Genomic DNA, 15,994 nt, shown 5'->3' with positions numbered 1-15,994 from the left:
GTGCTGGTCAGCTCGCGAGCGAGTCGCGGAGCTGTGCCACGCCGTGCTTGACGACGTCTCCGAAGAGGACGTCGGGGTCGAGTCTACGGAGTTCCTCGGCGAGGCAGTCACGCAGGTTCCGGCGTGGCAGCGACAGGTCGTGCACCGGCTGACCGGGCATCGACAGCGTCGCCACGTCGACGAGGGAGCGTTCGAGCTCTATGTCGCCGGACTCACGGGCCAGCGTGACGCCGTGGATGCCGCTCGAGCCCGTCGCGCGGGGCGACGTGACGACCGAGACGGGCACCTGGAGCTGCAGCTGGAGCCAGGCGGCGAGGAGGAACGTCGACGGGCTGTCGCTCGCTCCGGAGACCTCGACGCCGGTGACCGGCTCGTACGGCGGCTGGTCGAGCGCCGCGGCGAGCTGGTTCCGCCACAGCGTCAGACGCGTCCACGCGAAGTCGGTGTCGCCGGGCACGTACGACTCGCCCAGGGCGGTGATCGCCGTGTTCGGATCCCGTTGGGCGGCGGCGTCGGTGATCCGCCGCTGGGCGATGCGCCCGAGGGAGGACTCGGCCGGCTTCGGCGGTGCGATCCCGGGCCACCAGGCGACGACCGGCGCATCCGGCAGGAGCAGACCGGTGACGAGGCTCTCCTCGTCGGTGGCCGTCTCACCGTAGGCACGCAGGACGATGACCTCGCTGGCGCCGGCGTCGCTCCCCACGCGGATCTGCGCGTCGAGACGGCCGGGCGACGCGATGTCACCGTCGTTCTTCGACACGATGATCACGCGCATCGGGTGCTCGCGGGATGCCTCGTTCGCCGCCGCGATCGCCTCTTCCTCGTGGCCGAGGGCCGTCGAGATGATCAGCGTGAGGACTCGGCCGAGTGCGACCGCGCCCCCCTCCTCGCGGATGTGGACGAGGGTCTTCTGGATCTTCGAGACCGTGGTGTTGGGCAGGTCGATCTTCATGGACGCCTCCAGGTCCGGCCGTCGCGGGCGAGGAGGTCGTCGGCCGAAGCCGGACCCCACGTCCCGGGGCGGTACTGCTCGGGCTGGCCCTGCGTGGCCCAGAACTCCTCGATGGGGTCGAGGATCTTCCAGGACAGCTCGACCTCCTGGTGCCGCGGGAACAGCGGCGGGTCACCGAGGAGCACGTCGAGGATGAGTCGCTCGTAGGCCTCGGGGGATGCCTCGGTGAACGCGTGACCGTAGCCGAAGTCCATCGTCACGTCGCGTACCTGCGTGCCGACGCCGGGGACCTTCGAGCCGAAGCGGAGCGTGACGCCCTCGTCCGGCTGGACTCGGACGACGAGTGCGTTCTGGCCGAGGGGGGACTGCGGGATGCCGAACACGGCCTCCGGGACGCGCTTGAACACGATCGCGATCTCGGTCACGCGGCGGCCGAGCCGCTTGCCGGCGCGCAGGTAGAACGGCACGCCCTGCCAGCGACGGGTCGCGATGTTGAGCTTCACCGCGGCGAAGGTCTCGGTCGTGGACTCGGGGTTCATGCCCGCTTCGTCCAGGAACCCGAGGACCTTCTCGCCGCCCTGCCAGCCGCCGGAGTACTGGCCGCGAGCGGTGGCGGTGGACAGGTCCTCCGGGAGCTCGACCGCGGAGAGCACCTTCTCCTTCTCGGCGCGGAGGTGTCCGGCCTTGAACGAGACGGGCTCCTCCATCGCCGTGAGGGCGAGGAGCTGCAGCAGGTGGTTCTGGATGACGTCGCGCGCCGCTCCGATGCCGTCGTAGTACGCGGCACGCCCGGCGACGCCGATGTCCTCGGCCATCGTGATCTGCACGTGGTCCACGTAGTTCGAGTTCCAGATGGGTTCGTACATCTGGTTCGCGAACCGCAGCGTCAGGAGGTTCTGGACCGTCTCCTTGCCGAGGTAGTGGTCGATGCGGAAGACGTCGTCGGGCGCGAAGACGCTCTCGACGATCGCGTTGAGCTCACGCGCGGTGCGGAGGTCGGACCCGAAGGGCTTCTCCACGACGACGCGGCTCCACGAGCCCTCGGGCTTGTCCGTCAGGCCGGACAGCTTGAGCTGCTCGGTGACGACCGGGAACATCTTGGGCGGGATGGACAGGTAGAACGCGTGGTTCCCCAGGGTGCCTCGCTCGGCGTCGAGGGCGTCGACGGTCTCCTTGAGCTGGACGAAGGCCTCGGGGTCGTCGAACGACCCCTGGACGAAGCGGATGCCCTGTTCGAGCTGCCGCCAGACGTCCTCGTCGAAGGGGGTCCTGGAGTGTTCCTTGACCGCGTCGTGGACGAGCTGGGAGAAGTCCTGGTCCTCCCAGTCACGCCGAGCGAACCCGACCAGCGCGAACCCCGGGGGCAGGAGCCCTCGGTTCGCGAGGTCGTAGACCGCGGGCATCAACTTCTTGCGGGACAGGTCGCCCGTCACGCCGAAGATGATGAGGGTGCTCGGACCCGCGATCCGGTTCAGTCGACGGTCCGTGGGCAGCCGGAGCGGGTTGTGCTCCGGGGTGATCGCCACCGGTGACATGTGTCGGTGAACTCCTTTGGTGTCAGGAAGTGGGTGTGGGCCCCTGGACCGCGGCGGTGACGACGTCTGCCAGGGCGGGGAGGTCCCCGGACGACAGCGTCAGCACCGGGCGGCCGTGCTGCGCGAGGACGCTGGCGTCCCCGGCTGCCTGGGCCCGGATGAGCTGGCCGAACGTGAAGGGCCGCCCGGGGATCGGCAGGTCGCCTGCGTCGTCCGCGAGGATCTGCAGGAACACCCCCGTCGCGGGTCCGCCCTTGTGGTACTGGCCGGTGGAGTGCAGGAACCGCGGGCCGTAGCCGAACGTGACCGGTCGGCCGATGCGCTCGGCGACGATGTCGCGGAGCACCGCGAGCTCGCGGTTGACGCCGCGGTCCACGTACGCCTGGATGGCGACGTAGCCGTCGGGGCCGACAGCGGACAGGAGGCTCGACACGGCCTGGGCGATGCTGCTGCCGGTCTCGAGACCGGTCGCGGACACCGCGATGCCGGACTCGCGGAAGGCGGGTTCGGCCGGCGCGGACGCCGGCTGGTCGCCGTCGCCCTCGAGCAGCGCCCGGGTGGCGACCTTGGCGGCCTCCACGTCGGGCTGGTCGAACGGGTCGATGCCGAGCAGACGCCCGGCGACGGCCACGGCGTACTCCCACACGAGGAACTGGCCACCGAGCGTGCCGGTGATCTCGACCTCGTGGTCGGCGACGTGGCGTTCCTCGTGGGCCGAGCCGACGAGCCGGATGACCTGCAGGTCGTGCAGGTCGGCGGTGAGCTCAGGGGCGTCGACGTCGAGGACGACGGGGAGCAGGCCCCTGCCGGCCTTGCCGGTGGACTCGGCGATCAGCTGCTCGGCCCAGTCGGCGAACCCGATGATGTGGGTGCCGTCCGCGACGATGCCGATCTTGTCGCGCAGGGGATCGGTGCCGGCGAGGACCGCGCCGAGCACGAGTCCGGGGTTCTCGTCGATGTCGACTGCCAGGAGCGCCGAGATGGCGTCGGCCTCGTCAAGCAGCTCCTCGATGTCCGCACCGGCGAGCCCCGACGGCACGAGCCCGAACGCGGTCAGTGCCGACCAGCGGCCGCCGACGGTGGGGTCGGCGGTGAAGACGCGGTAGCCGGCGTCGTTCGCAGCGGCCTCGAGCGGGGAGCCCGGGTCGGTGACGACGACGATGCGGTTGGTGGGGTCGATGCCGGCGTCCTGGAACGCCTGTTCGTAGATGCGGCGCTGCGAGTCCGTCTCGAGCGTGGAGCCGGACTTCGACGAGACGACGAGCACGGTGCGCTCGAGTCGGTCGGTCAGCGCTGCGGTGACCTGGGCGGGGTCGGTCGAGTCGAGCACCGTGAGGGGGACGCCCGCCGTGCGGGTGATGACCTCGGGTGCCAAGGACGAGCCGCCCATGCCGGCGAGGACGACGTGGTCGATCCCGTCGGCGTGGAGCTGCTCGCGCAGTTCGACGATCTGCGGGACGAGCGGTCGCGAGACCGCGACGGCTTCGACCCACCCGAGGCGCGAGGAGGCCTCGGTCTCCGCCGCCGGGCCCCAGAGGTCGGGGTCCTGGGCGGTGATGCCCGACGCCACCAGGTCGGTGACGAGGCGCGGGACCACCACTTCGATGGCCCGCGCCGCGTCACCCCTGGCGGCGATGGAGACTGTCACTACTTCTTGGCGTTCTCGAGTGCCGTCTTGACGGTCTCGACGAGCTCACCCCAGGAGACGTTGAACTTGTCCACGCCCTCCTTCTCGAGGAGCCCGACGACGTCGTCGTAGTCGACGCCGGCCGCAGCCAGCTGGTCCATGAACTCGTTGGCCGAGTCGAAGGTGCCCGCGATCGCGTCGCCGTGCACCTGGCCATGGTCGAACGTGGCCTCGAGCGTCTTGCCGGGCATCGTGTTGACGGTGTTCGGCGCGGCGAGCTCGGTCACGTACAGCGTGTCGGAGAGCGACGGGTCCTTGACACCGGTCGAGGCCCAGAGCGGACGCTGCGTGTTGGCGCCGGACTCGAGCAGGCCGAGGGCGCGCTCCGAGGCGAAGGCCTGGGTCCACACCTGGTAGGCGAGCTGGGCGTTGGCGATGCCGGCCTTCGACTTCAGGGCCTTGGCCTCGTCGGTGCCGACGGCGTCGAGGCGCTTGTCGATCTCGGAGTCGACGCGCGACACGAAGAAGGACGCGACCGAGTGGATCTTCGAGAGGTCGTGGCCGGCGGCCTTGGCCTTCTCGAGCCCACCGAGGTAGGCGTCGATGACCGCGCGGTAGCGCTCGAGCGAGAAGATCAGGGTGACGTTGACCGAGATGCCGGCGCCGATGACCTCGGTGATGGCCTCGAGGCCCTCGAGCGTCGCGGGGATCTTGATGAGGACGTTCTCGCGGCCGACCTTCTCGAACAGGAACTTGGCCTGCTCGATGGTCTTCGCGGTGTCGTGGGCCAGGCCCGGCTCGACCTCGATCGAGACACGGCCGTCGAAGCCCTTGGTCTCGTCGTAGATCGGCTTGAAGACGTCGGACGCGTTGGCGACGTCCTGCGTGGTGATCGCGAAGATCGCGTCGGTCACGTCGGTGTCCGCCGCGGCGAGCTCCTTGACCTGGTCGTCGTAGCGCTCGCCCTTGGCGAGTGCCGACGCGAAGATCGTCGGGTTGGTCGTCACGCCGACGACGTTGCGGTCCTTGATGAGGTTCTCGAGACGCCCGGTCTCGAGGAGCTCGCGGGAGAGGTCGTCGAGCCAGATGCTCACGCCGACGGCGGAGAGGGCTTCGGTGGGGGTGGTGTCAGTCATGTGTTTCTCTTCTTTCGTCGACGTGCGCTCGCTCTGAGCGGTGAGTCGGGGTCTGTGGGGTGAGCGCCTGAGGACGGGAAGCCCGTTGCGGGGCCGCAGGGGGCCTCCCGTCGGAAGGGCCGGGTCCGTGATCCGGACCCGGCCCTCGTGACTCAGGACGCTGCTGCGATGGTTTCCTTCGCCGCGGCGAGGACGTGCTCCGTGGTGAAGCCGAACTCGTCGTACAGCTTCTGGTAGTCGGCCGAGGCACCGAAGTGCTCGATCGACACGCTGCGGCCGGCGTCGCCGACGACGTCGCGCCAGCTCATGCCGATGCCGGCCTCGACCGAGACGCGGGCCTTGATCGCGGCGGGGAGCACCGACTCGCGGTAGGCCTCGTCCTGCGCGAAGAACCACTCGAGCGACGGAGCCGACACGACGCGGGCGTTGATGCCCTCGCCCTTGAGCTGCTCGCGGGCGTCGAGCGCGATCTGGACCTCGGAGCCGGAGCCGATGAGGATGACGTCCGGGGTGCCGTTCGGCGCCTCGGCGAGCACGTACGCGCCCTTGGCGACGTTCGCGGCGGACGCGAGCGTCTCACCCGATGCGTCGCCCTCGCCACGCTCGAACACCGGGAGGTTCTGGCGGCTGAGCGCCAGACCGGCCGGGCGGTCGGTGTGCTTGAGGATGGTCAGCCAGGCGTGCGCGACCTCGTTGGCGTCGGCCGGGCGGACGACGTCGAGACCCGGGATCGCACGGAGGGCCGTGAGCTGCTCGATCGGCTGGTGCGTCGGGCCGTCCTCGCCGAGGGCGATGGAGTCGTGGGTCCAGACGTAGATCGCCGGCGCCTTCATGAGGGCGGCGAGACGGACTGCCGGACGCATGTAGTCGCTGAAGATCAGGAAGGTGCCACCGAACGGACGCGTGTTGCCGTGCAGCACGATGCCGTTGAGGATCGCGCCCATCGCGTGCTCGCGGATGCCGAAGTGCAGCACGTGGCCGAACGGGTCGGTGCTCCAGGTCGACGTCGAGGCCTCGGCCGGACCGAAGGACTTGGCGCCCTCGATCGTGGTGAGGTTCGACTCGGCGAGGTCAGCGGACCCGCCCCAGAACTCGGGCATGTGCGGCGCGATGGCGTTGATGACCTTGCCGGAGGCGGCGCGGGTCGAGACGGCCTTCTCGGTGCTGAACACCGGCAGCGCTGCCTCGAGGCCCTCGGGGAGCTCCTTGGCGTTCATCCGGTCGAACAGTGCCTTCTTCTCGGCGTTGGCCGCGGCCCACGCGTCGAAGGACTTCTGCCACTCGGCGTGCTGCGCCTGGCCCTTGGCGACGGCGCCACGGGTGTACTCGAGGACCTCGGGGGCGACCTCGAAGGTCTTCTCGGTGTCGAAGCCGAGGACCTCCTTCAGGCCCTTGATCTCCTCGGCGCCGAGCGCGGAGCCGTGGATCTTGCCGGAGTTCTGCTTGGTCGGCGACGGCCAGCCGATGATCGTCTTGAGGACGATGAGCGACGGCTGGTCGGTGACCTGCTTGGCTGCCTCGACGGCTGCGTACAGCTCCTCGACGTCCTCGGAGTACTCGCCGGTCTTCTTCCAGTCGACGGTCTGGACGTGCCAGCCGAGCGCCTTGTACCGGTCGGCGACGCTCTCCGAGAAGGCGATGTCGGTGTTGTCCTCGATCGAGATCTGGTTCGAGTCGTAGAACGCGATGAGGTTGCCGAGCTGCTGACGACCGGCGAGCGAGGCTGCCTCGTTCGTCACGCCTTCCTGCATGTCGCCGTCGCCGGCGATCACGTAGGTGAAGTGGTCGAAGGGGGACTGGCCGGCCGGGGTCTCCGGGTCGAACAGGCCACGCTCGAAGCGCTGCGCGTAGGCGAAGCCGACCGAGGACGCGAAGCCCTGGCCGAGCGGGCCGGTGGTGATCTCCACGCCGTCCGTGTGGCCGTACTCCGGGTGACCCGGCGTCTTCGAGCCCCACTTGCGGAGCTGCTGGAGGTCCTCGATCTCGAGGCCGTAGCCGTGCAGGTAGAACTGCACGTACTGGAGGATGGACGCGTGACCCGCGGAGAGGATGAAGCGGTCGCGTCCGATCCAGGTGGAGTCGCTCGGGTCGCGGTGCATCACCTTCTGGAACAGGAGGTGTGCGAGCGGGGCGAGGCTCATCGCGGTGCCGGGGTGACCGTTGCCGGCCGCCTCCACGGAGTCGGCGGCGAGTACGCGCGCCGTGTCGACGGCCTTCTTGTCGATGGCGTCCCAGGTGAATTCAGCCACTTGGATGTTGACCCTTCTTGATGCGACGTGTGCGAGGGCTCGTGCCACCGCACGGACATGGTGGCCACCCGGGGCCCCGTCAGGTCGCCGGTCAACGGCGGCCGACCGACTCGTTCGCGGCCGACGTCTTCGGGGCACACTGCGGATGGCCCTTCCAGCATAGTGAACTGCCACTCAGAAGGTGTCCAGGTGACCCCGCCTGTTCACACGGGTGTCCACCTGAGGTCGATCCTGCGACGACGCAGTGACACCGGGGCACCGCTCCGTCGGTTGCATCGCGTAAAGTGGTGGTGACCCGTGGACACACCGGGTCAGCGCACGCCCGGACGCCGAGGACGCCGTCCACCGAGTGTGCGAGCTGAAGCGACACAGACTGAGGTCCCCTTGCCGACTGCCACCGTGACCAGGCCCGACATCGAGCGACGCTCGACGCTGTCCCGCAAGGTCCGGGCGTACGTCTCGCTGACGAAGCCGCGCGTCATGGAACTGCTGCTCGTCACGACCGCCCCGACGATGTTCCTCGCCCAGCGCGGGGTGCCGGACCTGTGGCTCGTGTTCTGGACGCTCCTCGGCGGTGCGATGTCGGCCGGCTCGGCGTCGGCCTTCAACTGCTACATCGACCGCGACATCGACCGCCTGATGAAGCGGACCAGCACGCGCCCCCTGGTCACGGGTGAGCTCACCGACCGCCAGGCTCTGGTGTTCTCCTGGATCCTCGGCATCGGGTCGACGGCGGTGCTCGGCTTCCTGGTGAACTGGCTCGCGGCCGCGCTCAGCGTCGCCGCCATCCTGATCTACGTCTTCGTCTACACGCTGTGGCTCAAGCGCCGCACCCCGCAGAACATCGTCTGGGGCGGCTCCGCCGGCTGCATGCCCGTGCTCATCGGCTGGGCTGCCGTCACCGGGTCGCTGACCTGGGCGCCGGTCATCCTCTTCATGGTGATCTTCCTCTGGACGCCGCCGCACTACTGGCCGCTGTCGATGAAGTACCGCGACGACTACGACGCCGCCGACGTGCCGATGCTCGCCGTCGTCCGGGGCCGCACGGTCGTCGGGCTGCAGGTCGTGCTCTACGCCTGGGCGACCCTCGTCTGCTCGCTGCTGCTGATCCCGGTCGCCCACATGGGGCCGCTCTACACGGTGGTCGCGTTGGCCGGCGGCATCTGGTTCGTCGTCGAGTCGCACAAGCTCTACACGCGGGCCATCCAGCACGTCGAGCACGTGCAGCCGATGCGGGTCTTCCACAGCTCGATCACGTACCTGACGCTGCTCTTCATCGCCGTGGGCATCGACCCGCTGCTGCCGCAGGTCTTCAGCTTCTAGGCGTCCGGTCGGGCACTGTTCCGACGTAGAACGACAGGGTCGACGTCGCACGACGTCGACCTCGTCGTGTCCGGGGTGCAGTCCGGCACCGCTTCGGCCGGGAGGCTCGTGCCGGGCCCGCCCCGAGCCTCCCGCCCGGTGGGTGGTGCGTCGTCCGGTGCGCTCCCGCCGCGTCCGGCGCGGCGACACGCCCCCGTCTCGACGCGAGACACCGGCGTCTCGGTGCGGACCCGCGCCGGTGAAGCCCGAGACGTCGGCGTCTCACCGAGATGCCGGGCGAAGGGCGAGGCGGCGGTGCTGGGGGCGCGCGAGACGCCGGTGTCTCAGCGAGACGCCTCGCGATGGGCGAGACGCCGTGCTGGGGAGGCGCGAGACGCCGGTCTCGGTGAGACGCCTGGTGGAGGGCGAGACGCCGTGCTGGGGAGGCGCGCGACGCCGGTGTCTCAGCGAGACGCCTCGCGGAGGGCGAGACGCCGCAGAAAACGGCGTCGTCTCGTCGGCCTGGCGGTGTCTCGCGCAGACAGGGGTGTCTCGCGGAGGACGAGCCTCTCGCGCTCGACTCGCCTGTCTCGCGCAGAACGAGGCCGTCTCGCCCACACGGGGGTGTCGCGTGCAGACGGGGGTGTCTCGTCAGAACTGTCACACGGGGGAGTGCCGCAACGACAGGCGGGTCTCTCGACAGCGACCGGCGAGCGGGTGACCCGCGGGGCGGGGTGGACGCCTCGCAACCGCCGAGACGGGGGCGTATCGCGCAGACGGGGGCGTGTCGCCGGGACTCAGCGCGTGACGGGCTCCCGTGTGGCGGCACGGCCCGCCGTCGCCCGCGTGGACAGCGTGACCACGGTGACGGCGCCGACGAGCAGCCCCGCCAGGACCATGTGCGTCCCCACGAGGCCGACTGGCAGTGCGGTGCGTGCCTGGGTCAGCCCGACGGCGATCTGCACGAACTCGACGACCAGGAGCAGGAGCGCCCACCTGCTCGACAACTGCAGCCGCACGGCGCCGACCACGAGCACGAGGGTGAGTGCGAAGAGGGCGTACGCGGGGACGGCGTGCACGTGCTGCAGGACCGCCGGGTCGAAGCCCGTGCGGTGCAGGCGGCCACCGTCGACGGCCTCGTCAGCGCCCGCGTGGGGTCCGCTGCCCGTCGTCAGGATGCCGAGGAGCACCGTCACGGCGGTGGCGGCGATCGTGCCGCGGACCACGCCGACATACCAGTTCGGCACGAGGCGCCGCGCCGTGCCGGGCCCGTTCATCGACCGGTAGACCAGGGTCGCGGTGATCGCGGTCAGCGCCATCGAGACCACGAAGTGCAGGCCGACGACGTAGGGGTTCAGGTTCGTCAGGACGCTGAGGCCACCGATGACGGCCTGGACGGGGATCGCTGCGCCCTGGGCGAACGCCAGCCAGAACAGCTCGGGGCGCGTCCGACGCATCCGGACGACTGCGAGGAACATCGCGATCGCCACGACGACGAGCACGAAGGTCAGCAGGCGGTTGCCGAACTCGATGATCCCGTGCACGCCCATCTCGGGCGTGGAGACGAGTGAGTCGGCCGTGCAACGGGGCCAGGTCGGGCATCCGAGGCCCGACGCGGTCAGGCGGACGAGGCCACCGGTGCCGATGAGCACGACCTCCACCACGAAGGACGCCCAGGCGAGGACGACCACGCGCGGGTCGACGAGCCGGGGGAGTGACCACCACCGGGTGCTGACGTCCTGGTCGACGGGGGATGCGACGCGAGTCACGAGGGTGGTGCCTTCCTGTTGTTCCGCGCTGCGGGCCTGTAGGATTCGAGGGTTCAGCAGCAGTCAAGTCTAGGCAGGCGCCGGCTCCGAATGGGCCGAGATCGCCGATCACACCCAGGACTGCGTGGAACCATGACGTTGCGAGGCAGCAGCTGCGTGACCACCGTGGACGGGTTCGTCCTGTCGGTGGTCCGCGATGGAATGGTGATCGGCAGCCGCCGGTTGCCACCAGGGAACTGCCGCGAGAAGGAAACGAGGAGATCATGTCCGACGTGCTCATCGACCGTCCCGAGCTCGAAGGGCTCGGCCAGTACGAGTTCGGTTGGTCCGACTCCGACTCCGCCGGTGCCTCCGCCCGTCGCGGTGTCTCGGACGAGGTCGTCACCGACATCTCGAACCTCAAGGCCGAACCCGAGTGGATGCTGAAGAACCGTCTCAAGGGGCTCCAGCTGTTCGACCGCAAGCCGATGCCGACGTGGGGCGCTGACCTCACCGGGATCGACTTCGACAACATCAAGTACTTCGTGCGCTCCACGGAGAAGCAGGCCCAGTCATGGGAAGACCTGCCCGAGGACATCCGCTCGACCTACGAGAAGCTCGGCATCCCCGAGGCCGAGCGCCAGCGCCTCGTCGCCGGTGTCGCCGCGCAGTACGAGTCCGAGGTCGTCTACCACCAGATCCGCGAGGACCTGGAGCAGCAGGGCGTCATCTTCATGGACACCGACACGGCGCTGCGCGAGCACCCGGAGCTGTTCCAGGAGTACTTCGGCACCGTGATCCCCGCCGGTGACAACAAGTTCGCCGCGCTCAACACGGCCGTCTGGTCCGGCGGGTCGTTCGTCTACGTCCCGAAGGGCGTTCACGTCGAGATCCCGCTGCAGGCCTACTTCCGGATCAACACCGAGAACATGGGTCAGTTCGAGCGGACGCTGATCATCGCGGACGAGGACTCCTACGTCCACTACATCGAGGGCTGCACCGCGCCGATCTACAAGTCGGACTCCCTGCACTCGGCCGTCGTCGAGATCATCGTGAAGAAGAACGCCCGCGTTCGCTACACGACGATCCAGAACTGGTCGAACAACGTCTACAACCTCGTCACCAAGCGTGCGATCGCACACGAGGGTGCGACGATGGAGTGGATCGACGGCAACATCGGCTCGAAGGTGACGATGAAGTACCCGTCGATCTACCTCGCCGGTGAGCACGCCAAGGGCGAGACGCTCTCCGTCGCCTTCGCGGGCCCCGGTCAGCACCAGGACGCCGGTGCGAAGATGATCCACATGGCGCCGTACACGACGTCCTCCATCGTGTCGAAGTCGATCGCCCGTGGCGGTGGCCGCGCCGGCTACCGCGGTGAGGTCCGGGTCGACCCGAACGCGCACCACTCGGCCAACACGGTCCGCTGCGACGCGCTGCTCGTCGACACCGTCTCGCGCTCGGACACGTACCCGGCGATCGACATCCGCGTCGACGACGTCCAGCTCGGCCACGAGGCCACGGTCTCCCGCGTGAGCGAGGAGCAGCTGTTCTACCTCATGTCGCGTGGCATGGCGGAAGACGAGGCAATGGCGATGATCGTCCGTGGCTTCATCGAGCCGATCGCCCGCGAGCTCCCGATGGAGTACGCGCTCGAACTCAACAAGCTCATCGAGATGAGCATGGAAGGATCCGTCGGCTAGATGTCGAGCTCCACCCCCACCCCCCGAATCGACCAGCCGATCGAGCCTGCTGCCCCCACGGCGACCGAGCGCGGTGCCGGTCAGGAACAGCATGGCGCGCGGGCACACTCCGACGGTGCCTGGGACACGAAGGTCCCGGTGCAGACCCGCTCGGAGCGCCCGCAGTCGGGTGACATCGACGCCTTCGCCGCGGTCACCGGCCGTGAGGTCAACTGGAAGTTCGCGCCGCTCGACAAGATCGCACCGCTGCTCGCGGGCGGTCTGGACGGCTCGGCGTACCCCTTCCTCGCGACCCAGAGCGACGGCGCCGACGTCGAGTGGGGTCGCAGCGACGACCCGCGCGTTGGCACCGCCGGCCTGCCGGAGGACCGGGCAGCGGCCGCGGCGTGGACCGCGCGCGACGCCGTGCTCGCCGTCACCGTCAAGGCGACGGATGCGCACGAGTCGATCGCGATCACGCGTTCGGACTTCGGGCAGCAGCCCCGGGCCGCGCACACGGTCATCACGGCCGAGCCGAACGCGCAGGGCATCGTCGTCATCGACAACCGCGGTTCCGCGCTCCTGTCGGAGAACGTCGAGATCGTCGTGCAGGACAACGCACGTCTGACCGTCGTCACCGTGCAGGACTGGGACGACGACGCCGTGCACGTCTCGACGCACTTCGCCGAGGTCGGCCGTGACGCCTTCCTCAAGCACGTGGTGGTCTCGCTCGGCGGCGACGTCGTCCGGGTCAACCCGTCGACGCACCTCGGTGCGCAGGGTGCCGACGTCGAGATGTACGGCGTGTACTTCGCCGACGCCGGGCAGTACATCGAGCAGCAGGTGTACGTGAACCACGACGCACCGAACTCCCGCAGCCGCGTCAACTACAAGGGCGCACTGCAGGGTGCCGGGGCGCACACCGTGTGGATCGGTGACGTGCTCATCGGCCGCACTGCTCCCGGCACGGACTCCTACGAGCAGAACCGCAACCTGGTCCTGACGGACGGCACCCGCGCCGACAGCATCCCGAACCTCGAGATCGAGACCGGCGACATCGCCGGTGCCGGTCACGCCAGCGCGACCGGACGCTTCGACGACGAGCAGCTGTTCTACCTGCAGGCCCGCGGCATCCCCGAGGAAGAGGCCCGCCGCCTCGTCGTGCTCGGCTTCCTCGTCGAGGTCATCCAGAAGATCGGTGCGCCCGAGCTCGAGGAACGCCTCGTCGCAGCCGTCGAGCAGGAGCTGCTCGAGGGCAAGACGGTGCTCGCCGCGCCGATCACCGACGCCTCCCTGACCGAGACCTCGGTCTGATGGCCGAGAAGGTCTGCGCCGAAGGCGACATCGCGGTGGAGAGCCCCATGCGTGTCGTCGTCGAGGGCACCCCGGTCGCCATCGTGAAGGACTCCGCCGGCGTCGTGCACGCCATCGGTGACACCTGCACCCACGGGGAGATCTCGCTGGCCGAGGGCTTCGTCGAGGGCGACTCGCTGGAGTGCTGGGCACACGGGTCGCAGTTCTCGCTGACGACCGGCAAGCCGAAGAACTTCCCGGCGTACGAACCCGTGCCCGTCTTCCGAGTCGAGGTCCGCGACGGCGACGTCTACGTCGACGTGCACGACCCCGTTCCGGTCGACTGAGACGACCCGGTACACACTGACCGGGACCGTCCCGTCCCGGCCGACTGCGCTCGACACCCACACTCTTCCCGCGGCTGACGCCGCACCCCAGCTGCAACCGAAGGAACGCAATGTCCACTCTCGAAATCCGCGACCTCAAGGTCTCGATCGACACCGACCAGGGTGTCAAGGAGATCCTCAAGGGCGTCGACCTCACCATCAACGAGGGTGAGATCCACGCGATCATGGGGCCGAACGGCTCGGGCAAGTCGACCCTCGCCTACACGATCGCCGGCCACCCCCGGTACCACGTCGTCGGTGGCTCGATCACCCTCGACGGCCAGGACGTCCTCGCGATGAGCGTCGACGAGCGTGCCCGCGCCGGCATGTTCCTCGCCATGCAGTACCCGGTCGAGATCCCCGGCGTGACCGTCTCGAACTTCCTCCGTACCGCCAAGACGGCGATCGACGGCGAGGCCCCCGCGCTGCGCGGCTGGGTCAAGGACCTCCGCTCGTCGATGGCCGACCTCAAGATGGACCCGTCGTTCGCCGAGCGCAACGTCAACGAGGGCTTCTCCGGCGGCGAGAAGAAGCGGCACGAGATCATGCAGCTCGAGCTCCTCAAGCCGAAGTTCGCCGTCCTCGACGAGACCGACTCCGGCCTCGACGTCGACGCGTTGAAGATCGTGTCCGAGGGCGTCAACCGTGCCAAGGCGGCCACCGGCCTCGGCGTCCTGCTCATCACCCACTACACGCGCATCCTCCGCTACATCACGCCGGACTTCGTCCACGTGTTCGTCGCTGGCAAGGTCGCGGAACAGGGCGGTCCGGAGCTGGCCGACCGTCTCGAGAACGAGGGCTACGACCGCTACGTGCAGGCCGCAGCCGCAGCAGCGGGGAACTGATGATCACCACACTCGCACCGGAGAAGTTCGACGAGGTCGTCGAGGGCCTGAAGGAGGTCCAGGACCCCGAACTCGGCGTCAACATCGTCGACCTCGGGCTCATCTACGACCTCGCCTGGGACGACGAGGCCTCGGCGCTCATCATCAGCATGACGCTGACGAGCGCCGGCTGCCCCCTGACCGACGTCATCGAGGGCGACACCGCGAACGCGCTCGACGGCATCGTCGACGCCTTCCGCATCAACTGGGTCTGGATGCCGCCATGGGGCCCGGACCGGATCACCGATGACGGGCGCGAGATGATGCGCGCCCTCGGGTTCTCGATCTAGTCGCGACCCACGCGACGAACGGGAGGCTCCCTGCCAGCTGGCAGGGAGCCTCCCGTTCGTCATGGGTCGGGTCCGGTCCGTGCCCTGAGATCGCAGTTCGTGTCGGGTCCGGCCTGCGGGAGCCGACACGAAGTGCGATCTCAGCGCGGTCCGCGGTCCGCGGTCCGCGGTCAGCGCGGTCCGCGGTCCGGGCCCCCCCGACGCACGAGGGCCCCGTACCGGCGGTACAGGGCCCTCGTGCGTGCTGACGCCGTCAGCGGCGGCGGAGCAGGCTCCAGACGAGCGGGACGATGCCCGCGGCGATGAGCGCCTTCACGACGCCGCCCACGATGAACGGGTACAGGCCGGCGGAGAGCACCGACTGCAGGTCGTTCGGCAGGCCGAGCGCGCCGAGCGTCAGCGCCAGGTAGGGCAGGCCCGTGACGAACGGGATCGCGCTGGCGAGGGTGAAGGCGACGACGGCCCGCCCCACCTTGCGGTCCCAGTTGCGGCGGGCGAGCCAGCCGATGACACCGGCGGCCGGGATGAAGCCGATGACGTACCCGAAGCTCGGCACGCTGAGCATGTGCAGGCCACCGGACATGCCGGCGAAGAACGGGGCGCCGGCGAGTCCGACGAGGGCGTACACGAGCATCGAGAGCACACCGCGGCGGGCGCCGAGCGTCGCGCCGACGAGCACGACCGCGAGGGTCTGACCGGTGATCGGGACCGGCCACATCGGGACCTCGAGCTGGGCCATCGCGGCTGTGAACAGGGCACCGCCGGCGACCAGGGCGGCGTCGGTGGCCAGCCCGTGGGTCCGAAGACGGTCGGCGAGGACTGCGCGGGGAGCGAACCCGGTGGCGTTCGTCATGGATTCTCCTAGAATGGACTGCTGGTCCCCTTCGGGACTGTCGGTCCCGTCAGCGTA

General features: G+C 69.3%; 13 protein-coding genes. 6 read left to right on the top strand and 7 right to left on the bottom strand.

Annotation, left to right across the window (positions count from 1 at the left end):
- Positions 1-7 precede the first annotated feature (7 nt).
- The 5 genes from OXR63_RS00470 to tkt all read right to left on the bottom strand — a co-directional run bounded on the left by OXR63_RS00470 (position 8) and on the right by tkt (position 7,499).
- Positions 8-952 (bottom strand): glucose-6-phosphate dehydrogenase assembly protein OpcA, encoded by a 945-nt coding sequence (locus OXR63_RS00470; protein ID WP_267419293.1) that lies wholly within the window; start codon positions 950-952, stop codon positions 8-10.
- Positions 949-2,487: a glucose-6-phosphate dehydrogenase gene (gene zwf, locus OXR63_RS00465; RefSeq protein ID WP_194625575.1), complete on the bottom strand. Its 1,539-nt coding sequence runs from the start codon at positions 2,485-2,487 to the stop codon at positions 949-951. The genes OXR63_RS00470 and zwf overlap by 4 nt, the downstream gene beginning before the upstream one ends.
- A gap of 22 nt (positions 2,488-2,509) precedes the next feature.
- Positions 2,510-4,135: a glucose-6-phosphate isomerase gene (locus tag OXR63_RS00460; RefSeq protein ID WP_267419291.1), complete on the bottom strand. Its 1,626-nt coding sequence runs from the start codon at positions 4,133-4,135 to the stop codon at positions 2,510-2,512.
- A complete protein-coding gene (gene tal, locus OXR63_RS00455; protein ID WP_071275229.1) occupies positions 4,135-5,250 on the bottom strand; it encodes a transaldolase in 1,116 nt (371 codons plus the stop codon). The genes OXR63_RS00460 and tal overlap by 1 nt, the downstream gene beginning before the upstream one ends.
- Before the next feature lie 152 nt (positions 5,251-5,402).
- On the bottom strand, positions 5,403-7,499 hold the full coding sequence (gene tkt, locus OXR63_RS00450) for a transketolase (RefSeq protein ID WP_267419289.1): 2,097 nt from the start codon (positions 7,497-7,499) through the stop codon (positions 5,403-5,405).
- A 399-nt stretch (positions 7,500-7,898) separates the two neighbouring features.
- On the opposite strand from tkt, the gene OXR63_RS00445 reads away from it, so the two are divergent.
- The gene (locus OXR63_RS00445) at positions 7,899-8,822 is read left to right on the top strand and encodes a heme o synthase (protein WP_267419288.1); all 924 of its coding nucleotides are present in this window, start codon (positions 7,899-7,901) and stop codon (positions 8,820-8,822) included.
- 776 nt (positions 8,823-9,598) lie between these two features.
- Here OXR63_RS00445 and OXR63_RS00440 read toward each other — a convergent pair.
- Positions 9,599-10,570: a COX15/CtaA family protein gene (locus tag OXR63_RS00440; RefSeq protein ID WP_267419287.1), complete on the bottom strand. Its 972-nt coding sequence runs from the start codon at positions 10,568-10,570 to the stop codon at positions 9,599-9,601.
- Between the two features lie 263 nt (positions 10,571-10,833).
- On the opposite strand from OXR63_RS00440, the gene sufB reads away from it, so the two are divergent.
- From sufB to OXR63_RS00415, 5 genes are all read left to right on the top strand, one after another.
- On the top strand, positions 10,834-12,252 hold the full coding sequence (gene sufB / locus OXR63_RS00435; protein ID WP_267419285.1) for a Fe-S cluster assembly protein SufB: 1,419 nt from the start codon (positions 10,834-10,836) through the stop codon (positions 12,250-12,252).
- Positions 12,253-13,545 (top strand): Fe-S cluster assembly protein SufD, encoded by a 1,293-nt coding sequence (gene sufD / locus OXR63_RS00430; RefSeq protein WP_267419283.1) that lies wholly within the window; start codon positions 12,253-12,255, stop codon positions 13,543-13,545.
- Positions 13,545-13,871 carry a non-heme iron oxygenase ferredoxin subunit gene (locus OXR63_RS00425; protein ID WP_194625583.1) on the top strand — a complete coding sequence of 109 codons (327 nt, stop codon included), beginning with the start codon at positions 13,545-13,547 and terminating at the stop codon, positions 13,869-13,871. The genes sufD and OXR63_RS00425 overlap by 1 nt, the downstream gene beginning before the upstream one ends.
- A 110-nt stretch (positions 13,872-13,981) precedes the next feature.
- Positions 13,982-14,755 (top strand): Fe-S cluster assembly ATPase SufC, encoded by a 774-nt coding sequence (sufC, locus tag OXR63_RS00420; protein ID WP_194660470.1) that lies wholly within the window; start codon positions 13,982-13,984, stop codon positions 14,753-14,755.
- Complete coding sequence (locus tag OXR63_RS00415) at positions 14,755-15,084, top strand: metal-sulfur cluster assembly factor (RefSeq protein ID WP_123653503.1); 330 nt, start codon at positions 14,755-14,757, stop codon at positions 15,082-15,084. The genes sufC and OXR63_RS00415 overlap by 1 nt, the downstream gene beginning before the upstream one ends.
- A gap of 253 nt (positions 15,085-15,337) precedes the next feature.
- On the opposite strand, the gene OXR63_RS00410 is transcribed toward OXR63_RS00415, so the two are convergent.
- Positions 15,338-15,937 carry a biotin transporter BioY gene (locus OXR63_RS00410; RefSeq protein WP_267419273.1) on the bottom strand — a complete coding sequence of 200 codons (600 nt, stop codon included), beginning with the start codon at positions 15,935-15,937 and terminating at the stop codon, positions 15,338-15,340.
- Positions 15,938-15,994 lie beyond the last annotated feature (57 nt).

The sequence above is a fragment of the Curtobacterium sp. GC_Cur_3 genome, from assembly GCF_026544205.1.
Classification (GTDB): domain Bacteria; phylum Actinomycetota; class Actinomycetes; order Actinomycetales; family Microbacteriaceae; genus Curtobacterium.
The sequence above is the reverse complement of the archived record's forward strand: the minus strand, read 5'-3'. Positions and strand labels throughout refer to the sequence as shown.